16 protein-coding genes are annotated in these 13601 nt (G+C 46.3%); 9 read left to right on the top strand and 7 right to left on the bottom strand.

Features of this window, described 5'->3' with window-relative positions:
* The first annotated feature begins 137 nt into the window (after window positions 1-137).
* A complete protein-coding gene (locus J0L70_RS13585; RefSeq protein ID WP_190650912.1) occupies window positions 138-698 on the top strand; it encodes a hypothetical protein in 561 nt (186 codons plus the stop codon).
* 31 nt (window positions 699-729) lie between these two features.
* Here J0L70_RS13585 and J0L70_RS13580 read toward each other — a convergent pair whose 3' ends face one another.
* From J0L70_RS13580 to J0L70_RS13560, 5 genes are all read right to left on the bottom strand, one after another.
* Complete coding sequence (locus tag J0L70_RS13580) at window positions 730-1035, bottom strand: hypothetical protein (protein WP_287454990.1); 306 nt, start codon at window positions 1033-1035, stop codon at window positions 730-732.
* Window positions 1036-1415: 380 nt separating this feature from the next.
* Complete coding sequence (locus tag J0L70_RS13575) at window positions 1416-1967, bottom strand: hypothetical protein (RefSeq protein ID WP_287454988.1); 552 nt, start codon at window positions 1965-1967, stop codon at window positions 1416-1418.
* 198 nt (window positions 1968-2165) lie between these two features.
* Window positions 2166-2795, bottom strand: a complete 630-nt coding sequence (locus J0L70_RS13570; RefSeq protein WP_287454986.1) for a DUF7003 family protein — start codon at window positions 2793-2795, stop codon at window positions 2166-2168.
* A gap of 94 nt (window positions 2796-2889) precedes the next feature.
* Window positions 2890-3327 (bottom strand): hypothetical protein, encoded by a 438-nt coding sequence (locus tag J0L70_RS13565; protein WP_287454985.1) that lies wholly within the window; start codon window positions 3325-3327, stop codon window positions 2890-2892.
* 149 nt (window positions 3328-3476) lie between these two features.
* Window positions 3477-3935 (bottom strand): hypothetical protein, encoded by a 459-nt coding sequence (locus tag J0L70_RS13560; protein ID WP_287454984.1) that lies wholly within the window; start codon window positions 3933-3935, stop codon window positions 3477-3479.
* A 648-nt stretch (window positions 3936-4583) separates the two neighbouring features.
* Here J0L70_RS13560 and tnpC point away from each other — a divergent pair.
* From tnpC to J0L70_RS13540, 4 genes are all read left to right on the top strand, one after another.
* The gene (gene tnpC, locus J0L70_RS13555; protein ID WP_287454982.1) at window positions 4584-5951 is read left to right on the top strand and encodes an IS66 family transposase; all 1368 of its coding nucleotides are present in this window, start codon (window positions 4584-4586) and stop codon (window positions 5949-5951) included.
* A 197-nt stretch (window positions 5952-6148) separates the two neighbouring features.
* Window positions 6149-6790, top strand: coding sequence for a hypothetical protein (locus J0L70_RS13550; RefSeq protein WP_287454980.1), 642 nt, complete (start codon window positions 6149-6151; stop codon window positions 6788-6790).
* Window positions 6791-6792: 2 nt separating this feature from the next.
* On the top strand, window positions 6793-7998 hold the full coding sequence (locus J0L70_RS13545) for a lysozyme inhibitor LprI family protein (protein ID WP_287454979.1): 1206 nt from the start codon (window positions 6793-6795) through the stop codon (window positions 7996-7998).
* 12 nt (window positions 7999-8010) lie between these two features.
* Window positions 8011-8565, top strand: coding sequence for a hypothetical protein (locus J0L70_RS13540; protein ID WP_287454977.1), 555 nt, complete (start codon window positions 8011-8013; stop codon window positions 8563-8565).
* On the opposite strand, the gene J0L70_RS13535 is transcribed toward J0L70_RS13540, so the two are convergent.
* Window positions 8543-8851, bottom strand: coding sequence for a ribosomal maturation YjgA family protein (locus J0L70_RS13535; protein WP_287454976.1), 309 nt, complete (start codon window positions 8849-8851; stop codon window positions 8543-8545). The two genes, J0L70_RS13540 and J0L70_RS13535, sit on opposite strands and share 23 nt — an antisense overlap.
* 241 nt (window positions 8852-9092) lie before the next feature.
* Between J0L70_RS13535 and J0L70_RS13530 the strand changes: the two genes are divergently transcribed.
* The 4 genes from J0L70_RS13530 (at window position 9093) to J0L70_RS13515 (ending at window position 12403) form a co-directional block, all read left to right on the top strand.
* Window positions 9093-9527 (top strand): hypothetical protein, encoded by a 435-nt coding sequence (locus J0L70_RS13530; protein ID WP_287454975.1) that lies wholly within the window; start codon window positions 9093-9095, stop codon window positions 9525-9527.
* A gap of 15 nt (window positions 9528-9542) precedes the next feature.
* Window positions 9543-10961 (top strand): hypothetical protein, encoded by a 1419-nt coding sequence (locus J0L70_RS13525; RefSeq protein ID WP_287454974.1) that lies wholly within the window; start codon window positions 9543-9545, stop codon window positions 10959-10961.
* A 60-nt stretch (window positions 10962-11021) separates the two neighbouring features.
* On the top strand, window positions 11022-11870 hold the full coding sequence (locus J0L70_RS13520; RefSeq protein WP_287454972.1) for a hypothetical protein: 849 nt from the start codon (window positions 11022-11024) through the stop codon (window positions 11868-11870).
* Between the two features lie 107 nt (window positions 11871-11977).
* Window positions 11978-12403: a translocation/assembly module TamB domain-containing protein gene (locus J0L70_RS13515; protein WP_017287266.1), complete on the top strand. Its 426-nt coding sequence runs from the start codon at window positions 11978-11980 to the stop codon at window positions 12401-12403.
* A 60-nt stretch (window positions 12404-12463) separates the two neighbouring features.
* On the opposite strand, the gene J0L70_RS13510 is transcribed toward J0L70_RS13515, so the two are convergent.
* Window positions 12464-13588, bottom strand: a complete 1125-nt coding sequence (locus J0L70_RS13510) for a hypothetical protein (protein WP_287454970.1) — start codon at window positions 13586-13588, stop codon at window positions 12464-12466.
* Between the last annotated feature and the right edge of the window lie 13 nt (window positions 13589-13601).

The raw sequence follows: 13601 nt of genomic DNA, 5'->3' as shown, positions 1-13601 counted from the left end.
TCCGTCTTGTGGTTTCAATTGCTTCGTCAACTGCAAAACTCCGCAAATCTTGCTGCACAGTACGGATTTGAGATCATACTGAAAGCATTGCCAACTCGATCTTATCGAGAATGATGCAAGATCTGAGCTATCCCAACATGCTGCCACGAATTGCTCATGCTTCGTGGCAGCATGTTGCTGCTGAAGTGGGCGGTTATTTGCGCGATCGTGCTTCTGTTTGGAATTTCTGTGTTGCTTTAACGCGATTGCTAACAGCACATCGATTATGCCGTTTCTTTAAAGTTTACGTGTCTTCTAAAGAAGTTTTCATAAAGAACGCAAAGTCAATAGCAGTCTGGGAAAGATTGCACCATAAGAAGAACTTTTTTGATCCATGTGTAAATTTAGCTGCTCTTATGACCTTGCTTCTTGCCAATCAAAGCGACTGCCACTTCTTCAGATTTTGGTTTCAGGATCGCCTTTGTGATGGCATTACTTATGATGCACACCTATTCTATCAAGCCGCCTGTTTTCAGTCTCAACACCGTGACCATGCTTACGCAGTTGCTTCAGATTGGCTAGAGCGAGGACTGACTGTAATAATTTGCTGTATGAAAAATCGCTACATAGTGGGTGTTGGTTTTCATGGTGAGTGGCAGCAAGTTTTCAATGAAGACCTGAAACGGAGTTTTTCCGTGTCTTTGCTCCAAACTCAGTAATCTGTCTTGATAGAAAACTTGAGCAGATCGATTAGCGCGATCGCTGTGCCCAAGCTCTCAATTTATCCAAGTCCAATCGCCCCAAAAAATCAAGCAACTCTTCCTGCATCAATGCTAGATACAGCGCATGACAAAGCGATTCAACGGATGAATCTCTCCAAATCCGCGAAATATCCGTCTCTAGCGGTACTTCCAGCCTGCGAAAATTGCGGATAAATGCTGCTAATTGTGCGATCGGCTGCTCTCCACACAGCGCGACTGCTTTAATAATTTCAACCAAGGCATCATCAGAAAAGTCTCCCGGTGTGACAGCCAGGAGCGAAACTGTTTCGGGCATCTCTACTACTCATCGTTGATCGGAACTCCAAAAGAAATTTTTAAGCAGGTGTTGAATCGGGAAATCTATACAGAAAGGGGGATGATTCATTATTTCAACCTCAATTCTTCCCTATCAAGGCTTCATAAAATCTTTATGAATAATTTTCCTAACGAGGTTGCAATATTGCTTGAAATTGAATGCCACAAAGCTCTAGTAGAGCGTTTCCCGATCCTAGAATTAGTCGATTTCATCCTGCTAGATAGCGCTATCTCGATCGAGTGTGATCAGCTATTCCAAGCTGCTCGATAGTGTGTTGTTAATCTACCTAGTCAAGGAAAAAGCCTGTCACCTAGTGCGCCGATTAATCTTAAGAGACAAGAATTGCGTAGAACCCTTCATCATTGCGACATCATAGCGGGAAGTAGGGCTGCAAAGATGTGTTGCCAGCTTTCGCTCAATATCTGAGCCACTTGGGGATGTTGCAAAAATACGAAATAGGCAACTAAAGAAATGCCACCCACCAGTATGTAAATCCATTGACTCAGTTTAACTTGCACCACCAAGCGATAAAGCCAGTAAAAAATCACTGCGGCTGCAATGATGCCAATGACCCCCATTAACTGAAGGATGAGCACATCAGTTGTTGTCTTTCCTAAAGCTGAGGTGTGCACCAAATTCGCGGCATATCCGGCATACCACGTCTGAATCAAAATGCCAGGAATCCAACCAATCCACTCAAACTGAAATCGATGAACTGTTTGTGCAACGGATTCAGTCCAATTAATAAACCATTTCCATTCGTCAGTCTTGCCAGTGATGTGATTCCAAGCTCCGTTGATCAGCACAACTAACAGTACTGCCAACACCCAGGGTGCAACGAGTACGAATAGCAAGCCCCAGTACATCACAACACTGCCGATCGCGTAACCTAGAAGTTTGAGCAACACCATATACTACATCCTGACAGACCCAGTAGACCATCGTACCTTTCATACCACAAGGACAATCTCGCCATCACCCATTTCAGAACAGCAGGATCTAATTTTTATCCATTCTCTACAGCGCTTCACAAGGACTGTAAGGTTACGATCGATCAAAGAACTGTGCATTATCCACCCACAAGCAACTTTATCGTTAGGCTTGACCGATTATTTTGGAAGCCAATGTGACCAGTGCGTATTGGGCGCTTCCACGGGGATCCAAAGTGATGGATCTGATGTCACTAAAACACTGGCAATCCGGGGGAAAGCAACTGTCCGACTCGGCGGCATATCCCATGTCGGATGATCCCACTCGTCAATGGTGAGCAAGTGCTGAAAGCCTGGGGGGATGAATTGCTGAATTTCAGCTTCCGAGGCTAACAGGCTCTCCTTGTATGTTTCAGCTAGAGCAACAGAGACCCAGAAGCCGTATTCTGGCTGAACATCATAGTTTGGCTGGATGACCAAGCTAGTCGGATTGGTGTCTTCTCCTCGAATGACGATGCTTAGAATATTCTGATCATCATCCAATTGGATACATCCTGGCACAAGGAATCGATCATTATCAAACCCCTGCCTGCCGACTACACCTGTACCCACAACTTCAACCGTGGCTGTAAGTCCCTGACCAGCGGGCCACCAAACCACTGAATTAAAAAGCAACAACCATTGATCTGAACTGCGATAGGTCGATAAACGCGATGACACATAGTCAATATTCATGTTGCCAAAACAGGGCATGTCAATGCGCTGAAAAGCGTTATCGAGAAAGCTCAAAATGGAGTCTCTGTTGAACATGGAAGTCGCTTGCCTTTTTAACTACAAGTAGGCATTTCCGCAGGGGCTGAACGGAAGGGATGCCGAGCACAAATGCGGAACCATGCCATAAGTCCTACATAATTATAGGAAGATTGAATTGGCCACCCCGTTCAGATGGGCCTTTCAGCTTTGTAATGCAATCGTCAAGCTCTTCCAGCAGCCAGGTTTTATTTTCCTCGTTTAAATTCGGTAATTCATTTTCTGCAATTGATGCTCTAAGAGTCTGAAAAGTAGCTAGCCCAGCAGCGGCATCAAACCATACCATGTCATCAATTCCATAGGGATTCTCAGTTTCAGAATCAATCTCAGGATCTTCGCCGGTCTCATCATCGTCTCCTCGCATACATATTTCAAGATCAGTACTATCAAAGAAGGACGAAATCTTAGCCACCCCAAGTTTGTCACACAGCGAGTCGAGGTCGTCAGAGTGCCTATACATCAAGGTGTGATCTTCACTGTCTGTTGACATATCACGACCTTCGAGGGTGTGAATCCAAAGCGTCATGCCCATGAATAGCCTGCAATTGTTAAATGAGAATTAGCTAAAACAAAATATAGTGTGAACAGCATAACGGTTCGGGTCAGCGGTTGTCAGAATCTTTGCATCTAACCCAAGCGGCTTCGGTCAATCCGCTGCACCCGAATTGTTAGACAGCCCGGTCAATAGGCTCCTTGGCTCCAGTATCCTACTCGCAGCCCTTCAGACGTTTCCACAACCGCTATCCATACCTCGCAGAATGTGTCGAAGCTTAACTTCTCCATCTGTTCGTCCGAGCATTGGAGTCGCAACACCATCCAGAAGCGCATGTTCTGGTCAGTCACCTCCGGAGGCACGGGCCGCACTTTCCCGCCCTCAAACTCGATTGGCTCACGTAGCTTGGTGGCGTTCATGTAGTTATTGCCGCCCACCTCTGGCTCCAGATACTCAGGGTACTGGAGGTCTTCCACCCCATTGGCCGCAAGCGTTGAACGATACTCATCCTCGAAGAACGATCTCACTCCTTCCAGGCTAATAGTAGCCCTAAGCCAAGATGCCAGAAGCTGGTGTACAGCCGACCAGTCTCTTGCAAGTGCTTTCCGTCCGATTGTCTCACCGAAAGCCCGGATGTCGTCGTCCATGTCAGTACCCTTGTCCCATAACGATCTGAGCTGAACCGCCCTGAGTGATTCTGTCGCTCCGTTCGCTTTAGCGGGCTGGGCGGTCACCACTCATTAGACTGACTCTTTGATACTGTTGGCGAAACATTGCTTAACATCCTAAAAGCCTTGCAGCTTCATCGTTCTTCTACTGAAACTGATTGAGTTTTGTAAACCGACAACGCTAGAATCGGCAGTCTAACTATGAAGAAATAATTTGCCAACAGTATCGCTTTTTCTGCCTAATACCGGGATTTGGAATGTTAGATCGACTCACGTTCCGCATATTACTCCTCGACAGGGGAATTAGAGCGAAAACTTCCGTATTTCTTCTCAAAGAAAGCTTGTACTATTCTGCCTAAGATCCTGTGCAACCCCATTCACCCGATGACCGTTGAACGAGAGGATACAACCACCCAAGAAGCTGTTAGATCGTAATTGCTCAACCAGGTTGACCTAAGTACGGCTTCGACAGAAGATGGTAAGCTTTTGCTATGAAAGAACTGCCCCCTCTCGATGGACTCAGCGATGCAGAAAAAGATGCCCTGATTCAAGGGCTGTGGCAGGAACGTAATTGCTCAACCAGGTTGACCTAAGTACGGCTTCGACAGAAGATGGTAAGCTTTTGCCATGAAAGAACTGCCCCCTCTCGATGGACTCAGCGATGCAGAAAAAGATGCCCTGATTCAAGGGCTGTGGCAGGAACTGCAAGCATTACGGGCAGAAGTCGAGAAGCTCAAGCAAAAACGGGTGAAGAAAACCTCGCGCAATTCAAGCTTGCCCCCGTCGAAAGGCTTCAAGCCGAATCAGAGCCGTGCTGAGTCAGCTTTCCCCGATGCTTCCGCAACAGGGAGACACCGTTCTGGAGGGCGAGAATTGAGCCAACAGCCCGACCAAGTTGTGGTGGCTCAAGCCAATCGCTGTCCGCACTGTGGCGTTGAAGTTGAATTATCGACACAGCGCATGAGTGGGATTTACGAGCGGATTGAATTGCCCCCGATGACTCCTCACATTACCAGGGTTGAACGTTATGGTGGGACTTGCCCGTGTTGCCAGCAGAGGTATGAAGCGCCAGTTCCCGTTGGGTTGGAACCCGGGTCTCCCTTCAGCAACAGTGTGGCGAGTCTCGTCACCTACCTGCGTTACAGTCATGCCATCAGCTATCAACGCCTGAGCCAGTTGATGAGCGAACTTTACGGTCTTAGCTTGTCCGAGGGCGCAATTGCCAATCTGCTGCAACGGGTACAGGTGCAACTCGAACCTGCTGTGACCCAGATTGTCAACCGCTTACGCAGTGCCCGGTTAGTCGGCAGTGATGAGACGGGGGCGCGAGTGAATGGGAAAACCCAGTGGGAATGGGTGTTTCAAAATGACCAGGTGTGTTTGCATGTGATTCGTCCCAGTCGGGGCAAAGCCGTCATCGAAACTGTGATGGCAGGGCATCAACCGCAGATTTGGGTTTCTGATTTGTTGAGTGCCCAAGCCGCGCATCCCGCACAGGACTGGCAGGTGTGTCTGGCGCATCAACTGCGGGATTGTCAGTATGCTATTGATGCAGGCGATGAGTTGTTCGCACCCCGGATGAAGCGGTTATTCCTCAAAGCAATTGCGCTGCAACGGCGACGACACACCCTCGCTGACTCGACGATTCAGCAGTATTGCAGTCGATTGCGCGGGTCGCTGCGGGAGATTTTGAATCTCAATCCTAAATCGGTCGAGGGACAGCAGTTGCTCAACCGCTATCACAAGATTCGCGATCATCTCTTGCTGTTTTTGACCGATGAGACGATTCCACCCACCAATAATGCCAGTGAGCAAGCGTTGCGCTGGAGTGTGGTGTTTCGCAAGGTGACGAACGGTTTCCGCTCTGATTGGGGAGCAGAGCTATTCGCTCAGGTGCGTTCTCTGGTCAATACTGCACAGCGTCAAGGCATTTCTGCTTTTGATGCCATTTCCCGTGCCCTTACCTCACAACAGACCGATTGGCTACTCGGTTGAGCAATTACTTATGTTCTGCCTTTAGGACTACCGACACTCTTGTGAATTGAAAAGTGGCTCAGACAAAAGCCCAAATCATTGAGCAGGATTTAGCCACCAATCACTTCAACGAAACTAGAAAGACTTCTGTGGGTAGCTTGCCTAGACCTATAGGCAGAAGCTTGCGAACCTGAGCCAGGGAGATATTTACTGGAGTAATGATGTACTATTTTTGGATTGTACTGTTCTTAGGTGTGCAATTATTTTGCTTAGGATTGCTTTGGGTCAGTTGCTTTCCTGGAGCATTAACGGATGTTGAATGGAGCCTCATTTTGCCATTGTATTGGTTGCTGACAACTCCTCTCGGGATTCTCATCCTGCTGCTGGCGTTTGGGTTTGTGATTTGGTCGCGACGGCGTTGGAGTCAGATTCGCCCTCCAGCAGAATCATTACCCAAAAGACAACCCAGGCGATTTCTGAAGCAGCTTGTTGTTGTGACCTGTCTTGTTCTGTTTCTTACGTCTATTTTGATCCGGATCAATCTGCCCCAAACGATCGCATTTTCATTGTCTCGTCCTGCCTTTGATGCTTTTATTGCGGATGAAGCGAAGCTAGTCAAACTGTGTCGAGACCTTCTCAAGCCGCAATTAGGGATCTATCGAATCAAAGACTGTGATATCGATTCTCAGGGTGGAATCTATTTACAAACAGGTTGGCATGGATTTCTGTTTAATTCTGCCGCTTATGGATTTGTGCATCGACCCAATCCGCATGGAAGCGAGCGTTTTGGAAAAGATATTTATGAGTATCATCCAGTTGTAGAAGATTGGTATTGGTTTAGGGCATCTCAGGATTGGTAATCATGATGAAATTTAAAGTTGCGATCGCTGTGAGTGTCGTTTTAGTCGGGAGTCAGCTTGCGATGGAGCCTATCAAAGCGACTCCTGTACCTAATGCTAAATCTGCTCCTCCTCTACAGCCTCCAGCGGTGGTACTAGGATTTGCTGGAATCGCTCAACTCGATTGTGTTCAACAACTTGAGGCGGGTGAATATCGCTGTGCGAGGTATTGGGCAGAAGTAACCCATTTGCTCAAATCATCAGTTTATCGGGATGTTGAATCACAATTTCCTCCACACCTTCAGCGTCAACTTGCGATCGCAGATCAATCCTGGGCGAAGTTTCAAACTCAACACTGTCAGCAAATGACCCAACGTTTACGCAATCAGCCAGATTTCCCGCTGGCAATGTCTGTGTGTTTGGCGAAACTGAACAACGATCGCATTTTAGAATTGCAATGGGGAGGGCAGATCATCACCCGCCAATCTCGTGATCCTCGATTTGAATTCTTACTCGATCAACTCAAGCTGAGAAATTCATCAGTGCAACGCCAGTGGGAGGACTATCGAACTCAGCACTGCCAAGTAGAAAAAGCTATATTTCCATTCAATAATCTTAGATTGGCGGAATGTCATCAGCGTCTCAGACAGGCTCGATTGGAGCAACTTGAAGACTTTTTTGCAGCGCCTTCTCGCGGGTTGGATCTTTTTAGAGGTGATGCACTGCCTGGAATTCGGGAGCTAAATTGTGTGGATGGTACGCAGATAGGGTTGAATCGATGCGCAGTCTATTGGTCACAAATGACTCAGTCGCTGCGATCGCGCATTTTACAAGATTGGCTCAGAAGACTCTCTTGGCAGCATGGGCGAGCATTTAAGAATGCTGAGATGGTCTGGCAAGACTATCATAGAGCGCACTGTGATGAGTTGGTTGAACCCGTTAAAGAAGGTTCTATGGCACCGATGGTCTATCATCGCTGTCTTGCAAAGCTGAATAACGATCGCATTGCTGACTTGAAGGGAATCGCTGCTTACGAGCCAGACGAGGATGTGCGATCGCAGCTTACACCTCAGCAAGATAAGATTCAACAGCTTTGGGATCGTTACCAGGCTGAGTATTGTAAATTTGAATCACAGTTTTTTGGCAATCAAACGAGAACGAAACAATGTCCAACTCGTTTGAGTCAAGCGCGTTTGCGTCATCTCAAGGAAATGATGAATGTTCGATAGGATAACTGAAGAATGCGGCTTCTATTGTTATTTGCCCTTTTTACTTGCAGCTTGACGCTCGTATTGAGCATCTATCCTGGATTGCTCAATGGATTTGTTGTCTTTGTTGCGATCGCACTTCTCTGGCTGATTCTAATTGGTTGGGTTGCGATATCGACGCTTCAAGCATGGCGCAATCAAAGTTCAATGCGCCCAGTGATTGCAATCGCTCTCATGCTTGCTATTTCCTATGGTCTGCTGAAGTTCTACGTGCCTCGACGGGTTGCTTTTGCATTCTCTCGACCTGCCTTTGAACAGTGGCTTGCGGCGCATCCTGAAAAGCCCCCAGAAGGACGAGAACTGAATTCTAAACTTGGAATCTATCAGGTTGAGGATTACTTTGCTGGTGATGGGGATGACCACTATTTCCGAACGTATCATCATGGAGATGGCTTAGGGCCAGACACGGTTTCCTACGGCTTTGCGTATCAACCCAATCTAAAACAAAGCCCGTTGGGTGCGGCTGGATATAAGCTCCATCCATTAGAAGGAAAATGGTACTGGTTTATAGCTTCAAACGATTGGTAGTGAGAAGAACGATCGCAATTCCAAGAGTGTAAGCGATCAAATCTCGCCAATCGAAGGTAGATCCGATTATGAGATGAGCGAGTTCGGAGTTGCGCCACCCGAGAATATCAATGAGATTCAGGAACTGAAGAAACTCGATTAGGTAAGCAAAAATGAGTGTTCCAATTGCAATTTTCCGAAGTGGAACCGCAACAAAAGCATGAACAAAGTAAGCAATCACCATGACGATCAGAACATCTCCTAGCAGCGGTCGAATCCATTCATCTCGAAAGAAGAGGGCAATCATCACAACTATTGCAAATAGGATTGCAAACAGGGTGAAAGAACTTTGATTGAATCTCAACCAATTGAGCTTGAGGGATAGTTTTGGCATCAATGGTTCACTGGGCATAATTTGCTGAAATCATAACATCGTTTGTTGAAGATGATCTCAAAGTAGACTGATAGCAATATGGACAAAACTAGGGATTTCAATGCTGAATGACGATCGCATAACTCCTCTCTCAATTGCACTTACCCTTTGGGATATGGGTATTGTTTCCGAGCAATGCCTGATTGCTTGGGCAGACGCTCAGATTTTGGCTCAAGAGAAACCTGCCTATGATTTGCTAGAGATTGCGACTAAAGGTGCGGCAGTATGCCTCAAACAAGGTGTGATTGAAACGGCTCAAATTTCGCTGAACGACTCAGAGGAATTTTTTATTCGAGCTTATTTGTTGGCTCTGGAGTGCGATCGCTCAGCAGAATCTTTCATCATCTGGGCTTCTAGCAACTGCTTCGGGAGTGCAGAAATTCCTGAAGGCTTACTAGCATATCATTTGGAACATCTCTACTATGATTGTGAGGATGTTGATGCTGCGATCGCATTACTGCAGATTGAACTTCCAAAGCTCATGCCTCGCTGTGAATCCTTCGCGGTTCCACTTCTAGAGCAAGTTTCAGGGTTAGAGCTGTGTGTTTAATTTTTAGAAATAAGCATGGGAAAAACGTTGGTTGTAATCGATGGATATACATTAGCGATCGCACAGAACGATTCTGATGTGTTGTTTTCTGGTCGCCACAGTCGCAGAGCCTTGACTCGATATGACGATTCAGCGCTGATTGAGTTTTTGGCGCATCATGCACAGAATGAATCGTTTTGGCAGTGCTTTCAGGCGCATGAAATTTATGAAAATGAGTGCGATTTTTCAGAACTTAGCGGAGCCAATCACTTCTTGATCAGAGATAGCCAGCAACTGATTCGCGATCACAGTTGGAAATTACCGCAAACTTATCAAAATTGGGCGATTTGGGAACTGATTGATCAGCTTCAAGGTCAGTCTTGCAATGAACCGATTTGTTTGTGGCATCCGGGGAGTTTCTATCGGATGTACTGTATTCCCTATCGCACTGCGTTCAAGATAATGCAGGTTGCTCGAAATTGGGCATGTCTTCCAGCGGTTGAGGGAATTGAAGTTCTGGATGAAATTCAATGGAATGTGCGCTTTGCATCCTCTGCTAGTTCCAATCAACCCTTGCTTATTCCTCAGATTTTAGATGAGCTTGAGGAAACAGCTAGCCTCTATCTCCTGCTCTTTGAAGATCAGGCTCGTTTGTATACACCGAATCAGGTGGAAGGAATTCGATATGAATTGTTGAATCAAATGTCGATCGCGAACCTACTCGATCGCGAACTCTCTACGGAAATTCTCGGTTGCCTCGCTACTTATCCAAACCTTCAACGCTGTGTAATTCAAGCTGAGAAGCTATGGCGTTATTTAGATTGTGCTTCGGTCAGACAGGACAAAGACAGTTTGAGTTTAGATTGGATGTTTTTTGATCCGCCTTACCCTGAACCAGGATTTCACAAGCTCTGTTTACAGCAGTTGAAACAAGCAAAATTGCAGTATCCCCATACGATTCCTCTTGAGGCGTATGGCAAGCAATATCGACTTGTGACAGGTCGTGTGTATCATCATGCGATGACTTTATTGACTGTTTTAGAAATTGAAACGCCAGCAGATGCGATCGCGTTATTTGCTAATGTCAATGAACCTACTTACCTGGAGTTAGTCGCTTGGGCTGCGCTTGAATCCTGTTCGTCCCCGATAGAAGCTTGGGAAATGGCTGTCGATTGGAGGAATCGGGAAGATGAGCTAGCAACTTTGGCAACCGATCCCTCTTTACCGAAAGCTGAGTTTTTTCTGAATTGTTTATCCTCCCATTTAGCACGACTCTGGCAGAATGGCGATCGTTCTGCATTGAGAAAAGGATTGCAGAGTTTGCACTATCATTTTTCTAAAGAAATCTGTTTTCTTTACTGTCGAGGTCAGATGCTCCTCTCTGGAACACTGCCATTTCACTATGCAGAATGGTTTGCCGGGGGCTTTCTTCGGCTTTATCAATCAGAGCATTGAGCGAAATCTAAACATCAAGGAGGGAAAACTGAGTAGATAAATTACATGGCCTGACTCACGATGAAAAAGCAACTTTTATGGGCTGCGCTTGCGATAGCAGTTACAACATCAATCCCCTTGGCTTCCATCTCACCCGTCTATTCTGCGATACCTCCTCTATCAGAGCAAAACCTAAAATCGCTCTCGCACTACATCGTGATTGGAACTGTAATGTCAGATCAAAGCAAAGAAATTCCAGCTAACTACGGAACCATCCATGCTCATACCGCAACGATTCAGGTAGAAAGCATAGAGAAAACGAGATCGAGACAAACTCCACTTAAACCTGGACAAACGATCGAGGTTCGTTATGAAAGGCGCGGCAAAACTGGGGGACGAACGGGTTCTCAGCGACAGTCCAATCCCTTAGAAATAGGAATGAAGGTCAAACTCTTTCTCGTCGAAGGGAAACAGGGATTCTTTCTTTTAGAACCCAATGGCTGGCAACCCTATTCGCCACAAGCAAAAACACCCGCAACTCAATCTCGATTAGATGAGCAGTTAAAACGTGCAGGCTGGAACCCCGCAGCAACGAGAGCGTTTATCCATCAAATTCGGCTAGCAGCAGAGCAAGCAGATGCAAAAGCCTTCGCGAACCTAGTAAGATTTCCAGTGACAATATCGCAAAAGGTCTATCATGAACCGGAAAGTTTGATCCGTGACTTTCCACAAGTCTTTACAGAAGATATTTTACAAGAACTCAAACAAGTCGATGACTCCATGATTTCTGTACAACAGAAGCATGTCATGATTGGAGGTGGAACGATTTGGTTCGATCAAGAAGAAGGCAGTCCCAAAATTGTCTCGATCGCGAATTGGATTACGTTTCAGCGTATTCTGGAATACGAATTCACAAAATTAAGACGTTGATGTCTGACCATTTTGCCATGATGTGAAACTAGCTTTAACTATAGAAATTTTTCCGGGACTGCTAGCAACAATCTGTAGTTATTCTAAATTAGGATTCACTGGCTCAAATGTTCTCAAGACTAAGATCGCGATCGCTTCTCTCTATTTTCCCCTTACTAGCCAGCGGAATTTACATCCTGCGTCCTGCTCCGCCTGAGCCTTGTGAGAGCTTGCGAAAATTTGGCGCGATCGAGCAAGCAGGACGCTGCATCATTAACCGTAGCGTCACCCTAGAAGGCAATCTCAAACGACTGCCTGATCGACTCACTATCAAAGGAAATTTAACCATTAGCGGCACGTACATTGAAGACCTTCCCAGTGCAATGATCGTTGAAGGAACCCTTTTCTTGTACAAAACTAGCATTGCCAAGCTTCCCCCAGACTTGCAGGTTCAAGGAAGCTTCGATCAATATAGCGGATTTGGTTCTCCAGGCGTTAAATGTAGTGCAATCCCTAAAACTGCTTTCATCAAGGGACATCGGAACTGTCACTAACGCGCGATCGCAGTAGATAACCTTCAGCTTGGATAAAAGCCGCACAAGCTAGGTGAGAGCTTATGGCGCTGCTGACCCTTTAGAAGCTGGTGTCGCTGGATATATCTGGGCAGCAGGTGGGAGCGCAAGGGATTGAAGATAGGGTGTTGTCGGATCGAAGTCAGAGATCGGAATCAAAATCAACCCATCATTTGTGATTGCGATGACTCGAAGCCGGTCGGCATCATATTCGATCTCATGAATAATCGATTGGGTTTGATATTCTGCAATGACTCGCCCATCCGTGACATTAATTTGAACGATCGCGAAACCTGCACCGAATAGTAAGGTATCTGCATCGGGAAATGCTAAACAACTTCGCCACAAACCCTGACTCCGAGGATGCTGGATATAGGGAAAATTGATGCCCCACTGCTGATCGAGATAGGGATCACAAGATGAAAAACGATACTCGACTTCTGGAGCAGCAGGAAGTTGTTCAGCCTGGAATGTATGATACTTGATCCGGCAATGATAGCCCGTCCAAACGATCGCATTTGTCCTCGGATGCAACTGCAATTCGCCCCGATGGCAGTCACTTACCTCCATAAATTGCCCAATCAGAGTCAACCGATTCTGCTCTAGATCATCAATGCGATAAATGCTATAAGCGAGATCGATATCCGCAGCTTCAACAACCATTAAGCGGAGTGCGCGATCGAAGATGATTTTGTGGCGACAAACAAAGCTAATGGCTGTTAAATGTAACCATCTATGTTGGATTAAATGGTAGAGGCAAACTTGTCCACCTTCTCCAACAAGATACAGATAAGTCCCACAAGCAGTAACACTCAGATGGGTTATCTCAGGGTTCTGATCGTTCCTAGAAAGGAATTCATCCTCTAAATCTGGAGAAGAGAGCGGCGGAATTACGATCGACTCGATCAACCGGAAATCTTCCCAAGCGTAGATCTCCAAGTAATTTTGTTCAAGGTGGCATTGAACCACTGCAATTCGTTCTAAATCTGGTAAAAGAACAGCGGATGGGCTTGCAGTCCAATGCTTTGAGATCGAAGAACTGAGTTGCATCTCTCCTATGATTTTAGGCTGAGCAGTAATATCCCACTTCACCAATTGTTTGAGACTGATTTGGGTGATAACTTCCTGCCGCCTGGGATGATGTAATAGGCTTCTTGTGTATTGCACTGCCTTACCCTGG

Source organism: Leptolyngbya sp. UWPOB_LEPTO1 (assembly GCF_017302695.1).
Classification (GTDB): domain Bacteria; phylum Cyanobacteriota; class Cyanobacteriia; order Leptolyngbyales; family Leptolyngbyaceae; genus Leptolyngbya; species Leptolyngbya boryana.
The sequence above is the reverse complement of the archived record's forward strand: the minus strand, read 5'-3'. Positions and strand labels throughout refer to the sequence as shown.

Bases quoted from the DNA above. Each gene is read 5' to 3' on its own strand.
- tnpC (WP_287454982.1), top strand. From the start codon at position 4,584: ATGAAAGAACTGCCCCCTCTCGATGGACTCAGCGATGCAGAAAAAGAT.
- J0L70_RS13525 (WP_287454974.1), top strand. From the start codon at position 9,543: ATGGGAAAAACGTTGGTTGTAATCGATGGATATACATTAGCGATCGCA.
- J0L70_RS13565 (WP_287454985.1), bottom strand. From the start codon at position 3,327: ATGGGCATGACGCTTTGGATTCACACCCTCGAAGGTCGTGATATGTCA.
- J0L70_RS13515 (WP_017287266.1), top strand. From the start codon at position 11,978: ATGTTCTCAAGACTAAGATCGCGATCGCTTCTCTCTATTTTCCCCTTA.
- J0L70_RS13570 (WP_287454986.1), bottom strand. From the start codon at position 2,795: ATGTTCAACAGAGACTCCATTTTGAGCTTTCTCGATAACGCTTTTCAG.
- J0L70_RS13520 (WP_287454972.1), top strand. From the start codon at position 11,022: ATGAAAAAGCAACTTTTATGGGCTGCGCTTGCGATAGCAGTTACAACA.
- J0L70_RS13530 (WP_287454975.1), top strand. From the start codon at position 9,093: ATGGGTATTGTTTCCGAGCAATGCCTGATTGCTTGGGCAGACGCTCAG.
- J0L70_RS13560 (WP_287454984.1), bottom strand. From the start codon at position 3,935: ATGGACGACGACATCCGGGCTTTCGGTGAGACAATCGGACGGAAAGCA.
- J0L70_RS13585 (WP_190650912.1), top strand. From the start codon at position 138: ATGCTGCCACGAATTGCTCATGCTTCGTGGCAGCATGTTGCTGCTGAA.
- J0L70_RS13545 (WP_287454979.1), top strand. From the start codon at position 6,793: ATGATGAAATTTAAAGTTGCGATCGCTGTGAGTGTCGTTTTAGTCGGG.
- J0L70_RS13550 (WP_287454980.1), top strand. From the start codon at position 6,149: ATGATGTACTATTTTTGGATTGTACTGTTCTTAGGTGTGCAATTATTT.
- J0L70_RS13535 (WP_287454976.1), bottom strand. From the start codon at position 8,851: ATGATTGCCCTCTTCTTTCGAGATGAATGGATTCGACCGCTGCTAGGA.
- J0L70_RS13540 (WP_287454977.1), top strand. From the start codon at position 8,011: ATGCGGCTTCTATTGTTATTTGCCCTTTTTACTTGCAGCTTGACGCTC.
- J0L70_RS13575 (WP_287454988.1), bottom strand. From the start codon at position 1,967: ATGGTGTTGCTCAAACTTCTAGGTTACGCGATCGGCAGTGTTGTGATG.
- J0L70_RS13580 (WP_287454990.1), bottom strand. From the start codon at position 1,035: ATGCCCGAAACAGTTTCGCTCCTGGCTGTCACACCGGGAGACTTTTCT.